The 26,974-nt window shown below is 52.1% G+C and carries 18 protein-coding genes; 2 read left to right on the forward strand and 16 right to left on the reverse strand.

Annotation, left to right across the window (positions count from 1 at the left end; genetic code table 11):
* Positions 1 to 566: 566 nt before the first annotated feature.
* The 8 genes from GZZ87_RS09855 to GZZ87_RS09890 form a co-directional block, all read right to left on the reverse strand.
* Positions 567 to 1,427, reverse strand: a complete 861-nt coding sequence (locus tag GZZ87_RS09855) for a hypothetical protein (RefSeq protein WP_162028245.1) — start codon at positions 1,425 to 1,427, stop codon at positions 567 to 569.
* Positions 1,428 to 1,581: 154 nt separating this feature from the next.
* On the reverse strand, positions 1,582 to 2,100 hold the full coding sequence (locus GZZ87_RS09860; protein WP_162028246.1) for a hypothetical protein: 519 nt from the start codon (positions 2,098 to 2,100) through the stop codon (positions 1,582 to 1,584).
* Between the two features lie 19 nt (positions 2,101 to 2,119).
* A complete protein-coding gene (locus tag GZZ87_RS09865) occupies positions 2,120 to 3,523 on the reverse strand; it encodes a hypothetical protein (protein ID WP_162028247.1) in 1,404 nt (467 codons plus the stop codon).
* Positions 3,524 to 3,653: 130 nt separating this feature from the next.
* The gene (locus tag GZZ87_RS09870; RefSeq protein WP_162028248.1) at positions 3,654 to 5,288 is read right to left on the reverse strand and encodes a hypothetical protein; all 1,635 of its coding nucleotides are present in this window, start codon (positions 5,286 to 5,288) and stop codon (positions 3,654 to 3,656) included.
* Between the two features lie 561 nt (positions 5,289 to 5,849).
* The gene (locus GZZ87_RS09875) at positions 5,850 to 7,124 is read right to left on the reverse strand and encodes a hypothetical protein (protein WP_162028249.1); all 1,275 of its coding nucleotides are present in this window, start codon (positions 7,122 to 7,124) and stop codon (positions 5,850 to 5,852) included.
* 24 nt (positions 7,125 to 7,148) lie between these two features.
* Positions 7,149 to 8,219 carry a glycoside hydrolase family 43 protein gene (locus GZZ87_RS09880; protein WP_162028250.1) on the reverse strand — a complete coding sequence of 357 codons (1,071 nt, stop codon included), beginning with the start codon at positions 8,217 to 8,219 and terminating at the stop codon, positions 7,149 to 7,151.
* Between the two features lie 24 nt (positions 8,220 to 8,243).
* Positions 8,244 to 10,169 carry a sulfatase gene (locus tag GZZ87_RS09885; RefSeq protein WP_162028251.1) on the reverse strand — a complete coding sequence of 642 codons (1,926 nt, stop codon included), beginning with the start codon at positions 10,167 to 10,169 and terminating at the stop codon, positions 8,244 to 8,246.
* A gap of 187 nt (positions 10,170 to 10,356) precedes the next feature.
* Positions 10,357 to 11,193 carry a PEP-CTERM sorting domain-containing protein gene (locus tag GZZ87_RS09890; RefSeq protein ID WP_162028252.1) on the reverse strand — a complete coding sequence of 279 codons (837 nt, stop codon included), beginning with the start codon at positions 11,191 to 11,193 and terminating at the stop codon, positions 10,357 to 10,359.
* 896 nt (positions 11,194 to 12,089) lie between these two features.
* On the opposite strand from GZZ87_RS09890, the gene GZZ87_RS09895 reads away from it, so the two are divergent.
* On the forward strand, positions 12,090 to 13,001 hold the full coding sequence (locus GZZ87_RS09895; RefSeq protein WP_162028253.1) for a nucleoside hydrolase: 912 nt from the start codon (positions 12,090 to 12,092) through the stop codon (positions 12,999 to 13,001).
* 583 nt (positions 13,002 to 13,584) lie between these two features.
* Here GZZ87_RS09895 and GZZ87_RS09900 read toward each other — a convergent pair.
* The 4 genes from GZZ87_RS09900 to GZZ87_RS09915 all read right to left on the reverse strand — a co-directional run bounded on the left by GZZ87_RS09900 (position 13,585) and on the right by GZZ87_RS09915 (position 20,716).
* Positions 13,585 to 15,870, reverse strand: coding sequence for a hypothetical protein (locus GZZ87_RS09900; RefSeq protein WP_162027201.1), 2,286 nt, complete (start codon positions 15,868 to 15,870; stop codon positions 13,585 to 13,587).
* A 711-nt stretch (positions 15,871 to 16,581) separates the two neighbouring features.
* Positions 16,582 to 17,337, reverse strand: a complete 756-nt coding sequence (locus GZZ87_RS09905; protein WP_162027202.1) for an SGNH/GDSL hydrolase family protein — start codon at positions 17,335 to 17,337, stop codon at positions 16,582 to 16,584.
* Positions 17,338 to 17,425: 88 nt separating this feature from the next.
* Positions 17,426 to 18,829, reverse strand: coding sequence for a sulfatase-like hydrolase/transferase (locus GZZ87_RS09910; protein WP_162027203.1), 1,404 nt, complete (start codon positions 18,827 to 18,829; stop codon positions 17,426 to 17,428).
* 27 nt (positions 18,830 to 18,856) lie between these two features.
* Positions 18,857 to 20,716, reverse strand: coding sequence for a hypothetical protein (locus GZZ87_RS09915; RefSeq protein WP_162027204.1), 1,860 nt, complete (start codon positions 20,714 to 20,716; stop codon positions 18,857 to 18,859).
* Positions 20,717 to 20,893: 177 nt separating this feature from the next.
* Between GZZ87_RS09915 and GZZ87_RS09920 the strand changes: the two genes are divergently transcribed.
* Entirely contained in the window at positions 20,894 to 22,324 is a 1,431-nt protein-coding gene (locus GZZ87_RS09920; RefSeq protein ID WP_162027205.1) for a sulfatase, read from the forward strand.
* Between the two features lie 115 nt (positions 22,325 to 22,439).
* Here the strand turns inward: GZZ87_RS09920 and GZZ87_RS09925 are convergent, their stop codons facing one another.
* From GZZ87_RS09925 to GZZ87_RS09940, 4 genes are all read right to left on the reverse strand, one after another.
* Positions 22,440 to 23,264 carry an alpha/beta hydrolase gene (locus GZZ87_RS09925; protein WP_162027206.1) on the reverse strand — a complete coding sequence of 275 codons (825 nt, stop codon included), beginning with the start codon at positions 23,262 to 23,264 and terminating at the stop codon, positions 22,440 to 22,442.
* Positions 23,265 to 23,272: 8 nt separating this feature from the next.
* Complete coding sequence (locus tag GZZ87_RS09930; RefSeq protein ID WP_162027207.1) at positions 23,273 to 24,544, reverse strand: MFS transporter; 1,272 nt, start codon at positions 24,542 to 24,544, stop codon at positions 23,273 to 23,275.
* A gap of 38 nt (positions 24,545 to 24,582) precedes the next feature.
* Positions 24,583 to 25,419, reverse strand: a complete 837-nt coding sequence (locus tag GZZ87_RS09935) for a hypothetical protein (RefSeq protein WP_162027208.1) — start codon at positions 25,417 to 25,419, stop codon at positions 24,583 to 24,585.
* 132 nt (positions 25,420 to 25,551) lie between these two features.
* A complete protein-coding gene (locus GZZ87_RS09940; protein ID WP_162027209.1) occupies positions 25,552 to 26,970 on the reverse strand; it encodes a sulfatase-like hydrolase/transferase in 1,419 nt (472 codons plus the stop codon).
* Positions 26,971 to 26,974 lie beyond the last annotated feature (4 nt).

Below are 26,974 nucleotides of genomic sequence, written 5' to 3' on the forward strand. Positions count from 1 at the left end.
TTCTCGCGATCTATGGCATTTGCACGTGCGCGGTCTTCGCAAGCAAAGCCCCTACGGGAGAATTATGAAACAACCGAATGTCCGACTTGTTATTTGTGATCCACTGAACGCGTTGCTGATCCAACCGCAGAGCACTGTATCTGATCGCCCTTCGTGGGTAGGGGCATTTGCTTGCGAAGCCCGCGGCAGCACTGAGCTCTCGCGGACGTAAGTAAGTGATTATTCAACGCCAAAGACTCCAATGCATTTCTCGCGATCTATGGCATTTGCACGTGCGCGGTCTTCGCAAGCAAAGCCCCTACGGGAGAATTATGAAACAACCGAATGTCCGACTTGTTATTTGTGATCCACTGAACGCGTTGCTGATCCAACCGCAGAGCACTGTATCTGATCGCCCTTCGTGGGTAGGGGCTTTGCTTGCGAAGCCCGCGGCAGCACTGAGGCCTACCAAACGTAAGTAATCGATTTTTAACCACCAATGACTTCCTATTCACTGTTCGCGATATTGACCATTTGCACGTGTGCGCTCTTCGCGAGCAAAGCCCCTACGTTTTAAGCGATCAGTTCTACTGCACTGGTTGCAAGTAGACGGTCGATTGGCATAGGCCGCCTTCGTTGATGTGAATTGGGGAGAGTTGCTCTAGCTCGAAGTAGCTTTCGTCTTTGTAGTCGGGGCTGGTGTAGATCTGCGTCATGTGGCCTAAATCTGGAATCTCACTTGCGGTGAGTGCCTGTGAGTCAGGTGAGATCGTAATGCCGTGGCCTTCGCTGTTGCTTGTGCGGATCGTGGTCGGGGCCATGCCGATTTTGGATTTGTGGTGGTGCCACTTTAAAGTGCCGCCTCGTTCGTGTGGGATTAGCAGTCCTGAGATTCCCATGTTGTCGGGGCCAAAGAAGACGGTGCTGTTGGTCGTGGTAGGTTGTGCTTCAACTTGAACCAGGGTGTCGGCACGCACTGCGAAGATTTGTATCGCAAACCAGGACGCATCGGTCTGTTGCCATGTGATCGTGCACTCTAGGCCTTGTTTTGGGTGCCAGCGGTAGGTTCGTGTTATCGATGGGCGATCGCTTTCGGGGGATTCCAGTGTAAATTGAATACTGTCGAGTGTTCGTCGTATGCTTGTAGGGCTGGCGGGGCTTAATTCCCAGTTGCGTGAAGGGGGCCATATCCAGCGGTCTTGCGGGCCTAGCCAGACTGCATGGGCTCCCCAGTGCGGGATTCCGAAAGTGCTTTTACGAGTTGTGTGGTGTGGCGCAAAGTGAAGTAGGTTGCGGTTCGAATCGTGGTGTAGTAATGCAACTAGTCGACCGTGTTGAGGGCTCACCACTGCGGTCCATTTTCCTTGAGTGCATTGGTAGGTGGGGAAGTGCAGCCAGGTTGCGGGCAGCCATGTCGTATGCGTTGTCACTTTGTTTAGTTTCTGCATATGGACTGAAGTTGAGAATACTGTGGTTTTTTACAATCAGGATTAGCAAGCGATGTCATCGCCACTCTTTGTGGTTCTACTGGTGTGTGATCTTCCACAAAAAAAAGCGTAGGTGTAAACCTACGCTTTTTGCTGAAATGATTGGTCTTTCTTATTAGTCGATTGCGACTAACTTGAAATTCTTAACGGTAAAGGAACCGCCTTTTTGGAGTTGTTTCTCGATGACAAGCAATGGGAAGGTGCCGTCACTCAGTTCGGGGTCGAAGGTGAATTTAGCTTCGATCATTTTCCACTTTGGATTGAGATTATTCCATGTGGTCATTGGCTTGAGTTTGCCTTTGCCGTCTACGGAACCGTCGCCCTTGGCTTCTGGTAGGCTGAGGATGACTGCCACACGGCTTTCTGATTTAGCTGACATGCTGAGCGCGTATCGCTTGCCTGGCACCAGATCTGAGTCTGGTGTGAGTTTAAGCACGGCCATGTTTTTGCCTTTGGCTTTGTTGAGATCAACCTTGAGCTCGCCAGTTTCATTGTAACTTGGCTGATACTTGGAATAGGGTGGTGTCCAGAAGTTTACTGCGGGCTGTGCCGCGAACAGGTTGTCGGCTGCGTTTGCAGTGATTGCTGTGAGCAGAGCCACGGCTGTGCTGAGGAGGAGCGTTTTTAGTTTCATAATATTTTTTAATTAAAAATTAGTTAGGTATGATGACGCGAGCGACGGTGTAGGCCGGGATGACGAGTGTGCCGACATCGTAGATACTAAGTTCTTCTGCGAGCTCGGTGTTGCGCGGCATTTGCCCTGTTAATTGTTCTTCAGTGAGTGTGATCAGTTCGATGGTGCCGCGTTTGCCAGCAAGTTGCTCTAGCTTGATCGTTGCTTCTTTGGCATCGCGATTGACGATGAATGCTTCGTGGCTGTGAGCTTTACGGACGATCGAGACAAGCTGTGGAGCCCCAACTTGTGCGGCTTCATTTGGAATCGCGACGGTTTCGGCATCTGCCCAGAAGTTGCCGAAGAGTTTGAGCAAATAGTAGGTGGCGAAGTAATTGATTTCGCCGCTTTCCTTATTGTATTCGAAGGTGCCAAAAAGTTCTTGGTAAATTTGGTGGTAGGTGATGATGGGGGCGTCGTCACTGATGCAGATATTCTCATGCATGACGGCTGCGATAAAAAGCAGCTGTGCGCCGGTGCCCTTCCATGTGGCTAAGCCTTTGGTGCCCATGTTCCACTCAGTGATCCAGAGAGGCATGTCGTCGCGGTCGTGCTTGTGAGAGAGCTCGACGAGGTGTGTCATGAAGCCGTCGGGGTAGAGCACTTCATCGAGTTTTTTGTCGATGCCAGCATCCACTGCAATGCCTTGCCCGCCGTAGTAGTCGTGGTGCACGATGGCATCGTAGAAGTCTTCTTTGGCGAGTGCTTTATTCCATTTAGTTTCGTATTTGCCTGGTTTGTTGAAGGGGCCGAAATTGGCGCCGAGCTGGATTGTCGGGTCGTAAGCTCGTATGGCTGCAGCGAGCGGTTTGCAGTAGTTGATGTAAGCCTCGACGTCGTTGTGTGAGCGCGGATCCCAGTAGACTTCGGTGCCGAGCTCGATGTGTTTGAGCTCTCCACCGTAACTCTTGATCGTATCGAGCAGGCGGACGGTGCTTTCCGGTGTTTCATGGTAGATGTTGAGCGAATACATGGGGATCATGTTGTTCGTCTCACACAGCTTCACCCATGCTTCCATGTTCAGCTTCTTACCAGACTCCTTGAACATTTTGAGCACGCGGGCAGCCCATTTCGTTTTATCGTCTGCTTGCGTCTCAAAGGAGTCTTTTTCCCACAAATAGTTGTTCGAGATCGTTCCTCCTGGGAAACGTAGACCCGTGGCATTGAGCTCAGCAGTCGCCTCGCGGAGCACATCGCTACCGTAACCCAGATCCACAAATAGTGTGGGTAGTGTCAGGTTCGAATTGTATGTGTTGATGTATCGTTCTGCAGGACGAAAGTCCTCTGGATTGAGTGATACTTTAAGTGCTTCGGCTGTGGCTAAGGTGTGAGCTGCGAATGCTGCGGTCAGGCCAACTATTAGGTGTTTGCTGAATCTATTCATATTTGGGAGTCGGGCACGGGGGGAAGAGTGTGCTCTTTTGTAGGGTAGAACTACTCGCCTTCCTTTGGGATGAATGCAAACAAAAAAGAATTAAAACTTAAATAACAATTAATAAGATCAACTAGGCATATTAATCAAGAAGTCCGTTATTGTTTCTGAATTCTGATGGGTAGCTGCCTTCTCCGATGATGTAGAGTGTATAGCTATAGGGGGGGAGGGTGATTGGTGTGTTGGCTTTGATCGTGGTGTTCGATGCTATTGGTTTTACTTCGAGGGTATTGTCATCGTTGCCCGATTCTAAGGAAGGGGCGGTTAGTAGCCATTGGATGCCAGAGCCCAATGCGGGTGAGTTTGGTTCGAATTGGACGGTTTGGTGCTCGCCAGTTTTATTGACGACTCCGATGGCGACATTACCGTTGTTGTGGCGAAACGCTTTGACGTTTAAGTTGGGGATTTGCAGCACACTATATTGTTTGGAGCCAGTGAAAGTTCCAGCGCCGATAAGTGTTTCTTGAAATCGATCTGTGGCGTAGTTGATTAGGGTTTGATAGCCTTCTGCGGCATAGCCTGCGGGGAGCCGGTAGATTGAGCCTTTGCCTTTATCTTTGTATTCGACCATACCTGCATAGGTCTCCCACATCTGATGAACGTAAAGCCCTGGGTTCATGCCTGGGCGGGTGGTCATGTTGAGCGCGAAGTCGACATTCGCGATCGCATTTGCGAGTTTGTTTTGGAGTTTCGACTGATTGTTGGGTAGTGCGAGATCGTGCCACTCGGTGTGCCAGACGGGAACGGCACGGCCGAGGTATTGTTCTTGAAACGATTCAATATAATAATGGTAGCCGTAATTTGCGCTGAAGGCCCATGCGATCTCCTTTTCGGGAGTATCTTTGATGGCGCGTATGTATGAATGTTCAGAGATGCCTTGATACCATGTCTGATCTTTCAGTGCAGGGTTCCATTGGACGTAGGGCGAGGTGGCTTTCTTTAAATTGTCTTTGGCTTCGTATAGGTTCTTTTGTGAGGCTCCGTTAGCGATGAAGTAAAGTTGCACATCTGGGTTGATCTCGTGTTGGCGTGCACGCACGCGACGCGCGACCTCGGAAGCGATTTCATTATAGACGATCGCGCCTTCGTAGATGCCATCTTTGTCTGTATCGTTGTGATTGTAGTCGGGATAGCGGCGACGCCATGTGAGTTCGTTGCCGAATTCCCAGAGCTTTACTTGGGCATTGAGTTTGTGCTTCGTCTGGCCGTTGACTTCCATCGTCTCATCGGACGGGCCGTTGATGTATTCGAACCAACGGACAGCATTTTCGATGACGGCTCTACGACCTTCCTCGGTGCCGACGGTAACCGATTCGCTTTTACATGAATAGAGGTTAAAGACGAGTAGGGGCTCGACGCGCGCATTGTCGTTTGGTTCACCAGCCATGAGGTCGCAGAGTGTCAGGAAGTCATTGATGGCCAGCTTGCCAGAGTTCTTCTGATTGTTGAAGTAAGTGAACTCGGTTTCCCAATCGAAAAATTGCGAGACTGTGCCTCCGGGGTAGCGCAGGGTGTTTGAGGATAGGCTTCTGTATTCTTTAACGCTTTCAGGATCCGAGTAATCGTTCTGAGAATTAACCCGCTTATTCGTATTTTGACCGACCAGCATACCGGGGAATTTGACCGAATCGGCAAGTTGGATTGTGATCGGATCCGCGAAGAGAGCCGAGCCGATGAGGGCGAGTCCGAGTAGGGGGTGTAAGAGTTTGTTTATCATTGGATATGGTGGGTGTAGTCGTTTTGCAGTATTAGAGGGTTAGCGATGGTTCATGGGGTGTATTAGAGTGAATTAAAGTGAGGTGTGTGGTGACGCCGCTTGCGGCTGCCCTGCGTCGGAGTGGTGTTTGTGGTGACTGGCTTGGGCTCTGCATATACGCGCAAGCGCGATAACCACATTGTCTTGGTTCGGTGACCGAGCGGAATTGTGGTGACGCCGCTTGCGGCTGTCCTGCGTCGGAGTGGTGCTTGTGGTGAGTGGCTTGGGCTCTGCATATACGCGTAAGCGCGATAACCACATTGTATTGGTTGGGTGACCGAGCGGAAGTGTGGTGACGGCGCTTGCGGCTGTCCTGCGTCGGAGTGGTGCTTGTGGTGAGTGGCTTGGGCTCTGCATATACGCGCAAGCGCGATAACCACATTGTATTGGTTGGTGGCCGAGCGGAAGTGTGGTGACGTCGCTTGCGGCTGTCCTGCGTCGGAGTGGTGCTTGTGGTGAGTGGCTTGGGCTCTGCATATACGCGCAAGCGCGATAACCACATTGCTTCTGTAGGTGATACATTCATCTTCGCTTGTCTGGCAATTGATCGGTGGGTCTCTGCAGTTTCAAAAAACCAAAGTTTGATTCTTCAGTGGTGCCAGTGTTGTCGGTATCCAGAAATACGATACAACCACCATCGCTTGTGAGTTGTAAGTATTCTGCTGCGTTATGGCCTGCGTGTGGTGTGTGATGGATGTATTGTGCGATCTTATGGCCACTGGGCGCGATTTTTAGGACGATGGCTGCCCATGTGTTAAACGGATCGTTGGAGTCGGTGACATTTTCAGGCTCAATGCCAGAACCCGCGGCGAGCCAGAAGCTGCCATTGGTATCGATTTGTATGCCGTAGCATTCGTCGAAGATTAAGTGAGGATTACCACCAATGAGCTCTGCAAAGTGCTGCTCCCATATCGTTTCTCCTGAGGTTGATATGTTTTGTAGCCAGACGTCCCATCCCGATTCTGCGTTGGCTCTGCGGTGACCCGCGAGTGCATAGCCCGTTTGTGTGATTGCGAAGTCGTAGCATTGCTCGTCGGCAGTGCTGCCGATGTGATAAGACCTTTGAGTCATGCCTTGAACATCAGTGAGCAGTAGCAAGGCATCTTGATGGTCGATGTCGTTGGTTGCGCTCCAGATGGTGCTGGCTATTGCGTAGCCGTCTGTGTGCGGGTCGACTTTGACTTTGCTGCCTTGAGCGACAGTGGTCAGCGCGCGCTCCCAGATCGGAGATCCACTGCTATCGATTTTTATTAGTAGGCCAGTGGAGTCTTCGGCGATGAATGGGATTTGGGGGCGTGGGCTGTCGATATAGCCAGTGGCAACAAATGTGTCCTCAGTGGCTCTTGCGATGCTGCGTAATGCGCCGCTGCGGTTGCAAGGGTAGCTCTGTCTCCACAGGGGGGCGCCGTTTTTGTCGAGTTTGATGATGGCTGGCTGACTGCGTGTTTTGTCTAGCCCGAGGCAGCCGGCGATCACGTAGCCGTCATCTGTTTCGACAACGCTGCGGGCTTCGTCGTTTTGACTTGGTTGCCCGATGATTTGCTGCCATTGCAATGCGCCGAGTGCATCCACTTTGATGATTAGTATATCGTAATGCCGGCCGAGTTTTTCTTCAGTTTTACCAACGGCGAGGTAGCCACCATCGGTGCATTGGATGCCTTCGATCACATGTTCACCGTGATCAGTGCCATGGCCGTGCAGCCACTCTTGCTGAATGTTCGGTTGCGCATTCATATTGGTAAGCAAAATGAATGCGAGGATCGCTTTGTTTAGAAGCGGTTGGAGCTGTGTGGGCATTTGGGGAATTAGGAAGTGGGGATTCTAATTCATTATTGAGTGTTCAATGTTGGACGTTTGATGTTGGACGTCCCCATCCAAGTTCTCCAAAGATTGCATGGTGTGTGTCGGTCCTTCTACGTGGAGAGAGTCGCCTTTTTGGAAGATTCGATCCATCCGTGGCGAGCGGGCAGTGAACTCGGGATCCCAGCCGTGATAGACGATCCAATCGGTCTCGGGTGTTTCTAGGATCATGTGGTGCCCTGGGCCTTTGACCGTGTCGCTGCTGGATAAAATGGGGCTGTTTTTTGCTTCGGTGAATGGGCCGAGTGGCGACTGACCGGTCGCGTAGCGCACTTGGTAGCGATCTGTTTTCCAACCATGGATACTGTAGGTTAAATAATAGGTGTCATCTCTTTTCAACATGAAGGGGCCTTCTTGCCAGCCATGTGAGTTGACGATACATTTTGGATCGCCTGCGGTGCGGCGCATGTCGATCAGCTTATCGACATAGATTTGCCCTGCTTTTTTGCCTTCAGGATCTCCAAATTCAGTCACGTAATAAAGATACCATTGGCCGTCGTCGTCCTGCCACGCGTGTCCATCGAGGGAGGGAGTCGAGACGACGAGACCTTGATCCACGAATGGGCCTAGCGGTGAATCGCTAATCGCGAGGCCGACTCGGTTGCCTTCATTGCCGGGCAGTCCAGCGCGGCAACCCGTGTAATAGAGATAGTAGCGGTTGTCGTAAACGACGACTTCGGGTGCCCAGAAGTTGTTGCGGTTCCACGCATCTTCATCGCCTCGCTCAACAGCGCCACATTGAAACGTCCAGTTCACTAAATCCTTCGACGAATAGATCGGGAGCTTACGCCCATCCGGAGCGCCTCCAGTGGCAATTAAGTAGTATGTCTCACCATCTGAGTAGATGAATGGATCAGCTAAATTCGCATCAATAATCGGATTAGTGTAGGTTGTCGCGTTCATCGCTGGAGTGGTATGCTTCGTTTCCAGTGAGGGTGGTGCAGTTGTTTCTTTGTTGTGGTGATTGGCTACTGCGGGGCACGATTGTGTCGCTCCGATCAGAGTCGTGGCTAAGGTGATCAATATTTTCATAGACAAAAAAAGACGCCTACCTACTTAAGGTGCGTCGGTCGCGCGTAGCATAAAGAAGCGCCGGTTGGAGTTTTCCGTGGGTGAGGCATCGAGTTCGATGCTTTTGTATGTAGGGGTGTCAGTGACGGATATGACCGCAGGGTGCGCGGTATTGAAAGCATCTGTATCGGTGCTGCTCCAAACGGGAGTGGTTGCGGCGAGTCCGTTTAGGTCGTCATCGGCCATGATCTCGACGATGCCATTTTGACTGTTGGAAATACGGAATCCGACTTCGTGCTGACCGTTTGTGCGTGTGGTTAAGTCGATGACTTTGCGCGAAGCGCCGTTGAGAGGGTCGCTGCCGGTCGCCCACTCCATGTAGTTGGTGATGTTGTCGCCGTCGGCATCGCCATCTTGGCCACGAGCCATGTCGGGTGGGATATTAAGGAGCTCCCATTGTGCGTAGGTGGAGGGCGTGGTCGTGCGATTGTCCACGACGTGCTCAAGATAATCACGGATCGCTAGGTAGTTTGAGTCGTAAGCGAGATTCACGTATTCTTCTGGATCGGCGAGGGAGTCATAGAGCTCGTAGTAAATCTCTTCTGGGTAAATATGATTGGTGTCATTGCTAACATTCCAGCGAACGAATGCGTAACGTGCGGTCTGCACGCGTTCACCGTTTGCGCTGACTTGGGTTGCAAGATGTTTTGTGCTTCTGAAGATGAATGCCTTGGACGGTAGGTTGATGCTCGGATCTTTGAGCACGGGGACGAGCGATTTGCCATCCATCTCTGCGACGTGTGCCGGCAGGGGCAGGTCTGCCCAGTCGACTAGAGTGGGGTAGATATCGACGAGCTCGGCGATGGTGTCCGTGCGAGTGCCAGCGGGCACGGTCCCTGGATCCCAAACGATTAAGGGCACCTGCGTGGTTCCACTTAATAAAATATGCTTTTGGAGGCGCTTGTTGCGACCATTGTGCCAGCCATGATCAGTCGTGAGAACGATGAGTGTGTTATCGAGGACGCCCTCATCCTCGAGTAGCTGGATGGCACTGCCGACTAAATAGTCGGCCCATGAAATACAGGCATAGTAGGCGTGAATGACTAGCCGCCAATCGGCTTCAGTGAAAGTCACGCCGTCATGTCCGCCGAGGGTCCATGCGTTGGGGGGCTCCCATCCCTCTGGAACCTCTGGCAGTGTCAGGCTGGCACGATCGTAGAGATCCCAGAAGCGCTTGGGGCACGTCAGTGATGTATGTGGTTTATGGATACCATAGGAAATAAAAAAAGGCTTTTCGCGATCCCAAGTGGTTTCGACGAACTTTTCGAGTTCAAGGAAGTTGGCACCGTCCATGTATTCCTCGTCTGCGTCGTCGCGTCCCATGTTGGTGCCTGCGCCAGTGGCAGCGTCTGTGGCGGAGTCGAACTTTCGCTCGATCGATTCCACGCGATAGAAATTTGAAATGAGTTTTCCGTCTTCATCGCGGATTTTTATATCGCCGTCGTCTTCTTCACTGACGGTGACATCAAAGTCACCTGGAGTCGTATGGCTGATGTCGTGAAAGACTTTACCGATGCCTGCGGTATGAAACCCGTTGTCTTTAAAGTGTCGTGGGAGCGACTTGAAATTAGGGACGTAATTGCTGTTGGGGTTGCCGTTATTAGGGTTGATCGGTTGGTTGAAGACATAATCAGTCGGGCTGCCGCTTTTAGTGCGGATGCCAGCGAGGAAGGAGTTGCGACTCGCGCTGCAAATCGTGCCGTTGGTGTAGGCGCGGTCGAAGGTGAGGCCTTCGGCGGCGAGTTGGTCGATATTGGGCGTAGAGACTTCTGCGTTTCCGTAGACGCCGACGTCCATGTTTAAATCGTCGATGATGATGAATAGGATATTTTTCTGTGCAATCGTGGCACCTGCGGGAAGCAGAGCGCAGAGCGACAGGCAAAGTGTGGCAGCTAGGCGAAGCGTGTTCATGGGGGAGCTGGGGGGGGGGCTGGGTGGTTTGGGGTGGTTTTGGGTAAGCGGTTGCAGGGCTAATCACTTTTAAGTGTTAGTCGTTTATGGATCTTGTCCTTGGGCTGTGGGGATAAAAAAGCGGCTACCCCCAATTAAGGAAGTAGCCGCTAACCCTATAATATAACCCTATATATTAAATGAAAAGTTATGACTGGCGGCGGCGCAGCGCGACGGCGCTGAATGCGCACATGCCCGCGAGGAGTGCGTAAGTGCCGGGCTCTGGGACGGGCACAACATCTGCGTAGGATGATCCGAAGCGGATTTCGTCTGCTGACCAGTCATTGGCGGCCTTTCGTGTGCGAATGCGGAAGAAGTTGTAATTGTCGGCTGCAGTCGCTTCTGACGATACAATTGTTGTGCCTCCTGATGGCGCGAGATCTGTGGATCCTATGTTGGTTGGATTGATCGTTAGTGACAAGTTGCCAGCTGTGTTCATATTGAACACGAACAGGTATGTTGTTGCTTCAGCCATCGCGAACGATGCTGCGGATAGGTTGCCATCGTTGTCTAGGTATGCTAGAAGGCCATTAGATCCGTCGCTTTGGATGCGTAAGCCAGCTTCATCATTTCCCGAGTTGTCAGCATTTGCTAAGCCAATGTGGAGCATGTCCGTCCCTGCAAGTTGACCGCCTTGGGCGTCGTCAAAGCTAAACAGGAAGCTCATCCATAGGTCTGGATTCGCACCTGGAGTGAATGTTGTTGCACGTGTTAGCGACTGTTGTCCGTTTACACTTTTAGAAATGCTGCCACCAGCTGTTGAAAGTGAGCCAAAGCTTAAGCTGGACGCGCCGACTTGGACATCTGTTGATTGGTCATCGACCCACGCGCCATCCCAGCCTGCGTCTGCAGCTGAGCCGTTGCCGTTTAGGTCGCCAGCCGTGTAAGAGAAAGACTCTTCGCTAACGAGTGTGGCATGGGATAGTGACGCTGCCAACGCAAAAGGTGCAACAAGTGTGAGTGTTTTGGATAATGGTGTATGCATGGGTTTTTAGTTGGGGGTTTCTTGGAAGTTGAACTGCAATAGATCGTATTGATGTGGGCTAGTCAATAGGAAAGAACGTTTTTTTTGCGTAAAGTGTCGAAATGAATGCTTATTGAATGCTGTGTTGATTCGATCTGAGTCGTTTTAATAGGCTTTTTGATGCTTTTTTCTAATAATTTTGTGGCGTGTGAGATGCCTTCTAATGCTGTTTATTACGGTATTGGCTGGGCGTTTGGCCTATGTGTTATTCTGAAATAAATGATGAAATGTTCGAGCGGAAGGACGCAGTTTTTCTGCAATGGATGACACGCCCATTTGGTTTCTCTGGGTAACTTGCAGCGTGGTTGATGCGTTGCTGCATTATGGCCTTGTGGGGAGATGTATCTTACATCGGCATGCGTGTCTTTCGATCCGTAGTCACCTTGTATATTCGGGGCAGGAAAATTGTGTAGCACTATTGACGCGATCAAAGGAAAGCGTCACCTGCAGCTCGATGCACAGCCGATGTGTCGTCTGTATTGTAGCCTGTCGGAGAAATATGTGTCGCCTGCGTGTTGAGCTTCGGCACCGCGCAGGCGTGCTGAAGGGCGTGTCGATTTGACAGTAGAAGCGTGCGTCCAGCTGCTTTTCAGTTTTATAAGCGACAGGATGGCACTGCTACTTTAGCTTAGAAGTGAGGCTATCGCGCTTGCGCGCATACTGCGGAGAGGCAGCCACGTATCCCATACGAGACTCTGCTGCAGGATAGCCGTAAGCGGCGTCGCCACAGCTTCAAGCTCCGCCCAGAATTGCAGTCCGACACCTGCTTCTGTCATTTTAATGGCAAACCTTATACTGTGGTATAAATATCTCACCTTGAGTCTTTACGGCTGTTTCCTATTTGAATTATATGCTGTATGTTGAAAAGAGACGCTTTACTTGAATTTCCCGAAGGACAGATCCGCGTGGTATTAGATACGGATGCCTACAACGAAATTGATGATCAGTTTGCGATTGTTTATACGGTGCTCTCGCCCGAGCGGATGCGATTGGAAGCGATTTATGCGGCGCCGTTTTTGAATCAGCGCTCGGAGAGTGCGGCCGATGGCATGGAGAAGAGCTTTGAGGAGATTGAGCGCTTGCTTGGCTTTTTGAAGACAGGTGATCGTATTCCTGCATATCGTGGCTCGTTGGCTTTTTTGAAAGATGCGCCTGAGCCAGTGGCGACGCCTGCTGTTCAAGACTTGATCGAGCGCGCGCGCGAGCGCGAGCAGGGGCCGTTGTATGTGATGGCGATTGGTGCGATTACGAATGTGGCTTCGGCTTTGTTGCTGGCGCCCGACATCGTCGATAATGTGGTAGTGGTTTGGCTCGGTGGTCACGCGGATCATTGGCCGCATAATTATGAGTTCAACCTGCGCCAAGATCCATATTCGGTGCGTGCGGTGTTGCAGAGTGGTGTGGCAGTGTGGCGTGTGCCATGCGTGCCGGTGGCGGATCACTTGATGATGACGACCTATGAGCTGGAAGCTTACTTGCTGGGCAAGGGGGAGCTGGCCGATTATTTATGTAAGATCTTTCGCGAGTATCGCGAACATGAGGGTGCCTGGTCGAAAGTGATTTGGGATATCGCCGTGGTGGCTTGGTTGTTGAATCCGGACTGGGTGCCGAGTGAGTTAGCGCCGAGTCTAGATTTGCCGTTGGAAGATCCATTGAAGTGGGATTATGCGAAGACGGGATCTGTAGTGCGCACGGCAACGATGGTGCATCGCGATGCCGTGTTTACCGATCTCTTTCAGAAGGTGTTGGATTGGTCGGCGCAGGAGTAGTTCGACGGGCTGCGTTTGGAGTAGTGATGGCGGCGTTTGCGCCTGTCTTGCGGTGGAGTGGTGCTTGGGGTGAGTGGCTTGCACGCTGCGGAATGCGCGCAAGCGCAATAACCACACATCTTGTATGTTGGAGCTGTGGTGACGCCGCTTGCGGCTGTCCTGCGGCGGAGTGGTGCTTGGGGTGAGTGGCTTGCACGCTGCGGTATGCGCGCCAGCGCGATAACTACACATCTTGTATGTTTGAAGCTGTGGTGACGACGCTTGCGGCTGTCCTGCGGCGGAGTAGTGCTTGGGGTGAGTGGCTTGCACGCTGCGGTATGCGCGCAAGCGCGATAACTACACATCTTGTATGTTTGAAGCTGTGGTGACGCCGCTTGCGGCTGTCCTGCGGCGGAGTAGTGCTTGGGGTAAGTGGCTTGCACGCTGCGGTATGCGCGCAAGCGCGATAACTACATATCTTGTCACTAGTGTTCGTAGCAAATCCAGGACACGAAAAAGGGCTGCTTCCGAAGAAGCAGCCCTAACCCTATTATATAACCCTATATGAACATTAAATGATGCGGTATTTAGCCGCTCGCATGCCCTACTTCAGCAATGTGAAGGAGTAGGGTGCGAGTGTGAGCGTATCGTTAACTTTCGCTGTGGTGACTTCTACGTCGGCTGATGTAGCGATGTAGCGATCTGGCTGACTTGTTGTCTGGACGGCTTCGCTAAACTTTTTCGCCAGTTCACCGGATTGCACGGTCACGGGCTCTGGAGTGAAGTTGATTACAATCGCTTGTGTGGATTGCTCGCCTTTGCTGTCGCTGAAGATCCAGCCGCGCACCATGGGGATGTTGTGATCAATGCCCTTGAACTGTGTGCCTGCCGCTGCGCCGAAATCAATCGGAGTGGCTTGGTCGCGTCCAGTGCCAGCGTCAGCGAAGAGCTTCGAGGCGAGGCCGCAAGCAGTGGGGCTCCATGGATCGGATTTGAGGCCTCTTTCAGGAAGGATACCTGCGAGTGAATCTTCGTTGGGATGCACTGCGGCAAACAGTGCCGTGCCGACTGCATTATGCAGGGTCGCCATTTGCACGCGCTTGTCGCGGAGGAAGCCGTCGTAAGCTGCGCCGAGGGCAATGGTCTGTGTCCATGTGCCACGCACGCCGCCGAACCAGTCGTTGGTGTTGAACTCAGTTGCCCAGATTTCTTTATCCACCATCTGTGTTTGTGACATGACTTTGAGCCAATCTTTGGTTGGGGTCAGGATGGCGTGTTGCACGGCTGCGGGATCTTGCAGTAGTTCGCGTTGCTTTTGCTGCTGCGCTTCGTTGCCCCAATGGCCTGATGCGGGACGTCCGGCAAACATGCCGATGCCTGAGTATGGGTGCATGGTCATCGCGTCGACGTCGTCGGAGAGCATGGGTGCGACGCGGGCATTCCACGTTTCACGCCGTTCGCTGGTGCCTTTGGAGACGCCGGCGGTGCCGACTGCGGCTACTTGCGCTTCAGGGAAATCACGCTTGATCGCGGCGGCCCATTTGTTGGCGCCCTCCGCATAGCTTTCTGGCGTTGGGAACTTGACGTGCACGAGTGGTTCCGCGCCAGGACCGAAGTAGTATTCGTTGCCGAGCTCGACGTATTGGATCGGCATACCCATTGCTTTCGCGCGGTGAAGTTGCTTGAGTTGATCTTCGAGATCGCGTGTCACCATGTTGAGCATGAAGACGGGCTCGAAGCCCACTTCGCGTTGCCCTTTGGCAAAGTCTTCAAGTGTGTAGCGGGTCTTTTGTGGCACCAGACGCTTTGTCCAGTGGAGGAATTGACTGGAGTCGATGTCTTGCTCGAGCCAGCCGATGTTCCAGTCCCAATAGTTGCCAATCGTGCCGGCAGGGTAGCGCATGTGGCCGAGGCTTACATCGCGCATGCCTTGGCTAAAGCCTTCATTGTCCCATGGCGCGGAGCCGAGGCCGGAGAGGTTGCCGTTGATACCAAAGAAGCCGCGTGCGATTGTGTGAGGCTCCCCAATTTCTGGCGTGAGTGCTTCTTTGACGGTGAATACCGGCTCTGCGAGGAAGGCAGTGCTGCCAAGTTGGTCGCCGATGATATCATTGTCGCCAAGGCGCACGCTTTCACCTGAGATTTCAAATTCCTGAATGATCGCGGCTTGTCCTTTTTTACCGAAGAGTTTGTAAACCGTGAGTTGTGGCTTCATCGGGTAGGAAGCGAAGCGAGGATCTCCGAGGTCGACGTTGTGCTTGATGGGGCCGTTAATCAGTGACTTGCCCTTAAGTAGGAAGTCGACGGTTTCGCCCTGAATGTCGAAAGTCAGGTCTGTGTTTTTACCGATACGTTTGCCTAGGAAGGTTTCTGAAACAATGACCGTTTGCTCGTCACCCGTCTCTGCTGTAATTTCGAGATGAAGGGTCATCTGACCTGCTGCGCGCACCATGCCCACTTTCGCGAAAATGGCTGGCTTGCTTTTCTCGGCAGCAATACCAAAGACGAGTCGTCCCGCTGGGGAGGTGCCATAAGGGGTGACATCGAGCTTGGATAATTTGACCTTGAGAGTGAGGTCGAGATCCTTGTCGGTGCGAATGTAGGGTGATTGGCGTGAGAGATTCGCGAGGGAGAATCCGGGCGAGGGCTGACCTGCAAGTTGCGCGTCGGACACGAGTCGTAAGCCATCGGCTTGCAGCGTGGCTGTCCCTGTTGGGCCAGCACCCTTTGCTGCCCAAAATTTCGGTTTCCAGTTGTCTTTAAAAGTGCTTTGGGCGTCTGCGCCGATGAACGAGTCAATTGCTGAGTCTCCATGTAAGGGGGAGAGCAGTGCGCAGCATGCGCAGGCAGAGAGCATTGAGAGGTAGAGGCGTGGTTTTTTTATATGCATAGTATTTCTAAATAGTAGCGAGTGGAGGTTATTTCTCTGGAAATGCGCACTTCTGTATCGGGCATGATCTATTGTAGTTATATTAGAATTTATAAATATCAAACATCAAATGCTATATTGTTATTAATAACCAATAAATATCACATAAGTATGCATTGTTGATTTTAAAGCGAGTTGTTTTTGCAGGGGGACCTATCCGTGAAATTCGGTGAAGGCGCCATCTGTAGGCCTAGTTCAAAGGCGATGCCGATCAGATCGAGCAGCTGAAACGCATTGATGTGCTCTATACTCAACTACGCAAAAGCCACACGATGCCGCTTTAGACTATGTTATGCCGACTGATGGCTTTTTCTGGTAGAATTTGTAACTCGCGATGAGTGGCGGTTGATGTTTTACTAGGTTTAGTTACAGGATGGTATTATTCAATCGAGTCGTCGCTTTAAGCATTTTCTCTTGGGTTCTGCGGTTGATGTCATCTGTCAATCGTCTGCTTTATGTTGAATTGAGACGCTTTGTCGGCGGGGCAGTGGTGCGCACGGCAAGATGGGTGCATCGTGATGCCGTGTTTACCTTTCTATTTCAGAAGGTGTTGGATTGGTCGCGCAGGAGTAGGTTTCCTTCAGCTTGCGATTGAATTCTTTGAGCAGCAACGAGTGGGAGGGCCTTTGCTTGCTAAGTGCTCCGTGCTAAAAGGATCGCCGAAGCCAGCTGCTACTTCAAAGAAGTTTCTATTTTTAGGGCAACCCGTTCTGCAAGGAATGCACTGCCTTCTGGGGTGTAATGAACGTCCTTTATTTTTTGAAATTCTTTGAGGTGTGGGCGCATGGCAGCATGCAAATCATTGATTTCGATGGAGTGCGCCGCCATGACTCCGTTGGCAATCGCATTATACGCGAGCTCATCGCTGCTGATGCGGTTGACAGTGCCACCAGGAACGGGGGTTGTCGAAGCCCAGATTAGCTTCGCGTTCGTCAGCTTCAGTTGGCTGACTAATTTGTGCAAATTCTGGCGATACAACTCTGGGGTAACCAGAAAGTCATCGTTGATGTCTTCGGTCCCCTGGCGATCGTCCACTCCATCTGTGACCAAAGGATTGTGACGTTTCAGATCATGTAGCCCCCAATTGAAATGTATCACATCCCATTCGACGTCGCTGAGCCACTGACTCAACTCTTGGAGACCTCGATACGTCCAGCCGCCATTGGTCGGGACGCGATAGACATTTGCTTTTCCCGCGAGTCGCTCTCGAACGGGGATGGTATATCCGATTGAAATCGAATCTCCAATGAGCAAGACATTTGGAAGCGCTGCGTCTGCTTCGACGAAGTCGAAAGCGGGATTCTGACTTAGCATGCTTGGGTTGGCAATTGGCACGCGTTTTTTGACTTGCTCCCAACTGTCTCGATTTGTGTATGCGTCAGGTATTAGAGCCTTTCCTGAGGGAAGGGCCTTTACTGAGTGTGTCATTGAGATTGTTATGAGTAGGAAGGCAACGTAGCGAAAGCGGAGTTTCATTGGTGTGTGTATGACTGTTCGATTCGCACAGTCTGTGTTCTTACTGCACACGCCCTGAGAGTAGTGCATCGCGCACCCAGGGGTTGTCCATGGGGTCGTGCGTTTGCTTATGCCATGCGGCTAACTCTTTCCTTAGATCACTGATGGTCTCGGTGCAGTTGGCGTCTTTGATGCGGTTCTCTAATTCGTGTGGATCGTTTGTCAGATCGTAGAGTTCGTCGATGTCGGTCGCATTCCACACGTATTTCCATTCGTGGGTGCGCACCATGCGTTGTGTGTAAAGGCCGAACTGATTGCCGTCGTAGGCGGAGTAAATAGTTTCGCGTGGCTTGACCGACGGGTCTAGCAGCGACTGCCCGCTGAAGGTTTCAGGCACGGGCACGCCGGCGACTTCGCAGAGTGTGACGGGAATATCGATTGCTTGTGAGACGAAGTGCTCGATATTGGCGTTCTGTTTGATACCGTTTGGCCAATGTAGGATCAGCGGCACGCGGGTGACGTCGTCATACATAATAAAATGCTTATCGAGCATGCGATGGCCGCCGCACATGTCGCCGTGGTCAGACGTATAAATGATGAGTGTGTCGTCGAGAATGCCGAGTTGTTCAAGGTGCTCCATGAGTCGACCGATTTGATGGTCGAGTAGGGTGATATCGCCGAGGTAGCGGCTGACAACGGGTGCCCAGTCTAGCCAGCTGAAGTCGGCGATGTTCCAGGTCTCTAGTTGTTGTTTCTGTATGTAGGGCTTGTTGACGAATTGATCGTCGAAGCTACCCCAAGGCTCAATGCTGTCGGGCGCATACATCGAGGCATACGGCTCTGGCACTCGGTTGGGCAGGTGTGGCGCGAAACTATCGAGACGAATGAGGAACGGTGCGTCGGTGGCGGCGCGTTCTGTTATGCGATCTAACGCGCGATCCATTAACCAACCGAGCTCGGATTGATCGGCGGTGATGTGTGGATCAGTGCAACCGAGGAAGGCGTCGATGCCGATTTCGGAGGTGACGGGATCCAGTGATTGAAGCCCCTCCGCTGCGCGCCATTGGTTGTAATCGTGATCACTGAGATAGCTGCAGTAGCCGAAGTCCGTTGGCGTGTGCTCAGGAGTGACATGCCAGCGGCCAATATAGTCGCAGCTCCAGCCGTGTTCGCTAAATGCCTTTGCCCAGGTGTTGATGCCGGGCTGTATGTATTTGGGCGACGGGCCATCCCAGTTGTGAATCGTGCCGTGCTCGGCAGCCCACATGCCTGTCTCTAGGCAGGTGCGGGCTGGCGTGCAAACTGGCGCGGGTGTGTGCGCTTGTTTATGATTCAGCCCATTCGCAGCCATCCGATCCATGTTGGGCGTTTGCACCAACGGGTGGCCATTGCAACCGAGGCAATCAGCACGGTGCTGATCGGATTGAATCAGAATAATGGCTTTAGGGCGGACGGTGTGTGACATGTAGAGATCTATTGAGATTGGATGGGATTAAGATGCGCCGAAGCTAGTGTCTTCTTCGATGACATGGCCTTTCGGATAGAGCTTACGCATGCAGTAGATGACGCCGACGGCGGAAAGCACTGTGATGACCGCTGAGACAGTGAAGAGTGTCCAAAGTGCGAGGAAGAAACCGACTGAGGTGAAGATCGCACCGAAGGCTAGGCTCAGGCTGACGATTGTCATGCCCCAGAGGAGTGGCATAGAGTCGCCATGGTAGGAGTCTGGATTACGGTCTGCGACAGGACCCCAGTAGCCGTATGGGCGTAGGCGGCGATAGAAGCTATCGAGCTTTTCTTTGGGCTCAGGGCCGTGGAAGTAGATCGCAAACAGGCTGGCCAGCGAACTGACGCTGACGATACACATAACGCGGATCGCATAGAATGCGTCGTTGTGAGTGGAGTTGGTGAGTTCGCCGATCCATGCGACGAGGTTGGCGCCCACTGGAGTGAAGAAGATGAGGACCACCATGATAAGTCCCGCGGCCTGGCCGTAGATTTCGGCGATGCCGTTGGCGCGCCACCAGATCCAGCGTAGTGGTTTGATCAGGCCAGAGGAATTGTGCACGGTCATGGCAAAGATCATGAGCATCAAAATATCTTCGACGAATACGGCGACTAAAACTGATGAAACCGTCAGTAAGCTCATGAAGATACGAGTGACTTTGACGTAGTGCTTCGGGCTCTTGTCTTTGACTAAATAAGGACGGTAGAGGTCATTGACGAAGAGCGAACCACTGATGTGGATGTTGGTGTCGAGCGACGACATGAAGGCGAATAGGAAGGAGGCGACCATGAGGCCGAGCAATCCGACTGGCATGTATTGTGTCACTAGTTCTGGATATGCCATTTCGTAGTCAGGCATGATGTTACCCGCAGTGTCGGTGATTGGGTTCCAGTTCTCGATCAACGAGGCATCAGAAATTAGGAAGATCGAAGCGAGGCCGCAAATAAGGAACGGCCAAGGTTTGATGACGAAGTTCGCAATCGTCGAGAAGTAGTGTGTGTAGAGCACTTCGCGCTCGTCTTTGACAGTGAGCATGCGCTGCACCCCAGGGTTGATATTGCCTAGGCTAATCAGTGGTTGGATGAACCATAGCACGATCAGTGCGGGGCCGAATTCAGGAACCATACTGAGTAGTTTTGTTCCCATGCCATCTTCGAGGCCGAGCACGCTGTCGCGGAGGCCGACATTCCAGCCTACATCTTTGAATACAAAGAAGAAGAGATAGTAAGACGCGCCGACTGCGATGATGAGTTCGACTAAGTCTGTCCAGACCACACCATACACACCCGAAGCGGAGGCATAGGTGAGTGCGAGAATCACTGTGCCGATGACGACGACCCAGTCGGACGGGATATTCAAACCTGCGACGGCGAAATATTCCGGTAGGCCAAACATCACACGGGCGATTTTTTTCATGGCAACTAAGCCGATCGCTGACCAAATGCAGCCATTAATAATACCGAGCACGGCGACATCATAGGTGCGGGCGCATTGTGCGGCTTTGCCTGAGTAGCGGATGTCGTAAAATTCGACCGCTGTGGTCAATCGCGAGCGGCGCCATAGTCGAGAGAAAAAGATAGTCGCGAGGCTGCCAACGATGATCCCTTGCCATGTGAACCAGAGTCCCGAGAACCCATCGGTGCGGATCTTGCGCGCATCGGATAGAGGCGTCGAAGCGTTGAATCCGGTCGCGACGACCGAGGCGCCTGCGAGCCACCAGGGCATTTTTCGACCACCGAGGATGAACTCGTCGGTGCTGCCGCCAGCCTTCTTGGCAAACATTGAGCCGTAGAGGGTAATGCCGAGAAGGGCGGTGATGATAACTGTGTAGTCGATCCAATGCATATGCTAAGAGGTTTGTTCCCTTGCGCTAGTTGTAGCTGATCATGTTATATGGTCAGTTCGGGCTTGGGGTGATTATTGCGAGATAAATGAGCTTTAGAATGAGGGGTTTGGTAAACCTGAGATACTTAAAGTCTTAATTTATTGACTAAAGGTCAATGAAGAATATTTATTTTTCAAATGAAATTTGTAAGATATTCTATTTATAGCCCTGTTCAGCGTGTGCTCTTCGCTTTGTTCATGTTTGGTTGCTGTGCTGTGTTGTCGGCCGAGACGGCTAAGCCGAATGTGTTATTGATCTACACGGATGATCAGGGATATGCGGACTTGAGTATTTATGGAGCGCCGCAAATTCAAACGCCACATATTGATGCACTGGCACGATCAGGCGTGCGGTTGACTAGTTTCTATGCCGCGGCATCGGTTTGCACACCTAGTCGCGCCTCCTTATTGACGGGGCTCTATCCGCCTAGAACTGGTTTGAATGGAGTCGTCAATGAACACGCGACGATTGGCTTGGATGCTGAGTCCACGACGACGATCGCTGAAGTGCTTTCCAGTGCAGGCTATGCGACTGCGGCAATTGGGAAGTGGCACCTTGGCCATCATCCGCAGTTTTTACCGACACGCCATGGCTTTGATACTTTTTATGGAATTCCTTACAGCAATGATATGGAGCCCTACGTATTCCTACGCGATGAAGCGGTGATTGAGAATCCTTACGAGCAGGCAACGCTTTCGCGTCGTGTGACGGATGAGGCGATTCGATTCATCGATGCTAGCGCCGAGAAGCCATTCTTTATTTATTTGGCGCACCCGATGCCGCATAAACCACTCGCGACGACTGCAGCATTTACCGGTCGTTCTAAGGCCGGGCCGTATGGGGATGTGGTAGAAGAGTTGGACTTTGAGGTCGGTCGCTTATTGCAGCACCTCAATGAGCGTGGTTTGCGCGATAATACGATCGTGGTGTTTACTTCTGATAATGGTCCATGGCAGCCTTGGAACCGTGTGGACTATACTGCAGGCGGTAGTGCCGGAATGTGGCGTGGGCAAAAATCAAATCAATACGAAGGCGGCTTTCGTGTGCCAGGGATCGTGAGTTACCCCGGGGTGATACCTGCGGATCGTGTGCTCGATGGTATGTCGAGCCAGCTGGATCTGTTCGAGACCTTGCTGGCTTGGTGCGGTATCGCAGAAGCAGACATCCCATCAAATGATGGGCATAACATGGCAGAGTATTTTATCGGCACCGCGAAGAAGTCGCCACGCGAGCATTTCTTCTATTACCACTATGGGAAGCTCTGCGGTCTGCGTCACGGTGATTGGAAGATCATGTTTTCACGCAAAGTGAAGGATGACCATTGGCATGCATATGGCGACGATGCTGCTGCGGCGACCGAGTTATTCGGCGACCCTGACACCGTGCTGCCTGAGCGCTTGTTCAATCTGCAACTCGATCCGGGTGAGGCCAATGACGTGGCTGCGGATCAGATCGAAGTCATTCAGCACCTGAACGCGATTGCTACAAAAGTGCGTGCTGATTTAGGCGATAATCGTCTAGGGATCAAGGGCACTGGCCGTGGCGAACCTGGTCGCGTTGCGGAGTAGGGCCTTTGTCTCTGTCGATGTGACTGGCGTCGCATTGCTACGCTTGCTCTAGGGCGGAAAAATCCCAGCCATAGCTGGGGGAGGACTTTTCTATGTGAGTGATTACAGCTACGGTTTACTGCGCGCGGTTGCGCAACTTCAACCAGTCTAAGAGTGCCTTGCCCCATGGGTGATTGGCGGCGAGTCCGATGCCGTGGCCGGTGTTTTCGTAGAGGTGCATAGTGGCTTCGACCTTGGCGCTGGTCAGTGCTTGGTAGAGGCGGATCGCATTTTCTACAGGCACGGATGGATCGTTTTGTCCATGTGCGATAAAGCAAGGAGGCGTGCCCGTGTTGATGTTGTTCTCAATCGAAAATGCTTCTGCGTCTGCTTCGCTGTGACCGGGGCCGAGTAGATTATCGCGTGAGCCTCGGTGCGCGCAGTTGTGTGTGAGGCAGACGACGGGATAGATCATGGCAAAGCAATCGGGCCGTGTGTCGATTGCTTTGAGTGCGTCTTCGAGCAAGCCGTCGGCGTGTGTTGGTTGGGTAGCGACTGTGCCGCAGAGGTGGCCACCGGCGGAAAAGCCTATGCAGCCGACTCGATTGGGCTCGAGGCCGTCGGTTTCGCTGGCTCGCTGGCGTAGGATGCGGAGTGCGCGTTGTGCGTCGAGGAGTGGCACGGGGTGGCGCTGTGGCGAGTGGCGATACTCGAGCACCGCTGCGGCGATGCCATGGGCGGCTAGGAATTGCGCGGGACGGTGCCCTTCCTTGGTGGTCGAGACCATGCCGTAGCCACCACCAGGGAGGATGAGCATTGACTGGCCGGTGCGGTATTCATCACTGGGTAAATAGTAGGTGAGTCGTGGGAGCACATCGTCCTCTGAGGATGCGTAAGGTGTCTGGTTGGTTGGCCAGACTGGGATAGATTCTGGAAGGTTGTGTGAGTCTGCGTATTCCATGTGTGTGCTTAGCTGTGTTTGGTGGGCTCGGGCAATTTAAGTAGGACAAGTATTGCTCCGATATTACAGAGAATTGCGATGAGGAATGGGAGTGTGAAGCCAGTGAACTCAACGAGTGCGGCTGCGCCGAGTGCGTAGAGGATCAAGAAGGGCGCGGAGAGTGTGCCAGCGAGTGCGATGTGCGTGGGGCGCTTTTTAGAGCCTGCATGATTGATGACGAGCAAGTCGCTGCAAATCTGCTGGCTGGTTTTGTTCATCGCTTGAAAAATGAAGGCGACAGAAAGAGCGGCGATCGAGATACTGAGTAGTGGAATGGTCAGTGTTAGGATGCAGAAGAGCGCTGAGAGCATGAGGCATTTACGAGCGCCGATACGTGCACTTAGGTGGCCGAATGCGATCGAAGTCACTGTTGCCCCGATCGTGCCGAGTATGACAAACCGGCCGATATCGGCATTGCTGCAGGCTGCCACTTTGATCGCGTAAACCATTAAGAATGCGAGTGCGATGGTGTTGGATTGGCCTAAGATGCGGGCGAGTGTGATGCGCTTTAGATCCGAATCGTTCTTGAAAATTTGTGGAAGGCTCGCGAGGTAGGTTCTTAGATCGGTGTGCTGATAGTCGTGAGCAGGGCGACTGGCGGGTTCGCGATTCAGATTAAAAAAGAAGAAGGAGAACCACAACATCATGGCGGATAGCCCGAAGATGATGGTATAGTTGTAGGGAAATGCGAGCGCGTCGTTCTTCATGATGTAGCCCACCAAGAAACTGCCCGCGATGGTGCATGCGCTACCGATGAGTGCCATGTGGCTGAAGAGTGGGCCGAGCTTGTGTGATGGCATCGACTTGGCCATCAGTTCGCTCCACGCGGGCTTGCCGATACCTGCCATGATCCACGAAAACAAAGACGATAGGATGAAAAGTGCGATCAGTGCATTGTTGTGGCGATCTGCTAGCAACGGCAGGGCGATAGCGAACAGGAGCCATGGGATACGCTGCAGAATACAAATGATACGCAGGAAGGGAAAGACGCGAGGCATGCCTTCGACTTTAGAGGAGAACAGTAGTTGCGGCAGTGTTGAACCGATCAGCATCAGTGATGGTATCAGCGAAAGCACTACATTGCCTGCCCCGAGGTAGATGAGTAATGCGGGCACGATGACTTCGCGGGATGCGATATTGATCCCGAAGCTGTAGAACCCGACGTCGAATATATTGACGAAGTAATTTCGTTTATATCCGTCTTTTAAATAGTTTTCGTAGGTGCGTTCGCAGTATTCCATGTAGAGGTCGTGCTGGCATCACACGGTGCTTTGCGATTTCAGGTGGCAGCAGCTATGTGTCTGCGTCGCTTGAAACAGTGCAGGCTTAAGCCGAGGAGGCCCATGAGCAACGCATAGGCTGCAGGTTCGGGTATGTCTTGATAGGCTTGAAGGTTGTCGATCGCTACAACGGTGCGCTTGCCCCCTATCCCCATGAGACTGACTTGTCGGAAGCGAAGGATCAGGTCATCGTCTGCTTTTAGCTGCTCTTTAATATGACCTTCAAGGTTGCCCAGTGTCGTCCATTTGTGCAGTTCTGATGGTTCTGTATTTAGAATATCGAGCGAGGGGAGTTTCTTGAAGTTGAGAGTATCCATTTCATCTACGGTAGTCGCTAATCCTTGTGGATCGATCGCGTAAGAAACCTCCCATCCGACACGACGTCGATCTGTCTGTTGTAGTAGAAAGGCGTCGAAGCTGACGAAGCATTGATCAGTGTCTTCGAGGAATTTGATCCGGAATTCAAAGGCTTCGACCCTGTCATTTGCGGGGCAATAAGCGAAGGCGCGATTGCCTGGATGGGTCGGTTCTGCCGCATAGAAGCCACCTTTGATTCGGTCTGTTTCCCCCGCAGTTATAATGCCAGCAGCGTAGGATCCACTTATGTTTGAGCTGACAAAGCCATTGTCGTTGGCTGCCCAGAATTGGTCGCCTAATTGGCCGGGCTTCATCGATTCTGATCGTCCGCGCCCAGCATAAGCGGAATTGTTTACTTGGTTGATTGAAGTGGTGAAGTCGACGACTGGTGTCCTGCCGTTCTCAAAGTGCAACTGAGCATGTGTTTGAGTTGCACTTAGGATCGCGAGTAGTGAGATGGAGAAGTATAAAGATTTCATGGCGGTAGATTTGAGGGTAGGGCGCATACCCTATCGTCTGGTATCTACCTTCGTCAATTGGAAATAATGCTACATTGATATAAATAGACCATTAATAGTATAAAATTGTGTAATTATAACCTTTTAGGGCGGTTAGGACTCTAGGTATGCTTGGTCCGGCCAGCGTGTTTCAGCATCGACGAGCTTGTTCATCAGTTGCATTCGCCTGTGGGGGAGCTGTTTGTGGTTTGGTTCTGAATGCGCGAGGTTTATGATTTCGTCCGGATCTTGCTTTAGGTCATAAAGTTCTTCAAAGCCCGATTGATGATAGATATATTTCCAATCATGATCTCGTATCATTTTTGCTCTTATATTGATCGATGTATTTAAGTAGAGAGCAGATTGTTTTTGCTGGTATGCGGTGCATGGCCGTGGCTTGGCATCTGGTGCGACGACGAGTTTTAGCATCTCTGGTTCTTGGCCGCCTTGGCAGAATACGAAGTCGCGATGCGTATCGCTGTCGCCATTCATTACCGGCAATGCGGATCGACCTGCGATGCCTCGGATTGGGGCGTATCCCATAAACTCAAAGAGGGTGGGAAATATATCGATACTCTCGACGAGTGCATCGGAGGATCCTTTCTGGATGCCACCTCCCCACATCATGAGCGGGACTCGGGTGATGCAGTCGTAGAAAGAGGTATCCCACTTTTCGGGCAATTGATGCTCGCCAGCGAAGTCCCCATGATCTGACCAAAAGACGACGATGGTGTCCTCTGCCATGCCTTTTTCATGCAGGTAGTCATTGATACGTTTGGTTTCATGGTCAATGAAGGCGACCATATCGTAGTAAGTCCCGATTACTTCGATCCAATCCTCGTCGGTCATGCGATCGAGACCATATGCTTCGTGAAGTGCTTTATGGTAGCCTGGCTTATCCGTTGGATCATCGAATGTCGGCAGCTTGATTTTGGAGCGATCAGTTACACCGTAGAAGTTTGAAGGAGCACTGTAGGGTGGGTGTGGTAGTCCCCAATTGAGCCATAGGAAAAACGGCTTTTCTGGATCGCGTAGTTGATCAATCCACTCGAGTGCACAATCGGTTTGTGTGGTATCTTTAAAGTCTTCGTATTTGTTTGGATCTTTACCCACCCAATATGACCCGCGGGGCATCGGTGTTTGGATTGGCTCGAGCTGTTGCTTGCCTGGTCCATCGATGCGGTAGTCGAAGGTGAGGGGCATTGTCTCTGCATCAACCACGTGGTTCTTGCCGATGAGTGCTGTCTGGTAGCCGTGCTGCTCCTTGAGGGTGCGAATGTGGTTGGGCTCGTGTGGAGCCGTGTGAATGTCGAGCGTGCGATGCCCGAGCTCATGCGGGTAGGTGCCGGTGAGTAATGAGCAGCGTGAGGGTGTGCATTTCGGGTGCACCGTGTGGCATTGCTCGAATTGATAAGCTGCCTCCGCTGCGAGCTGATCGATGTGCGGACTGACGGGGTGTGTGTTGCCATAGCAACCGAGTGCGGTTGCCTTCATTTCATCGGGGCACAGGAGAATGATATTTCGTTTTTTCATGCTG

The organism is Lentimonas sp. CC4 (assembly GCF_902728235.1).
GTDB lineage: Bacteria > Verrucomicrobiota > Verrucomicrobiia > Opitutales > Coraliomargaritaceae > Lentimonas.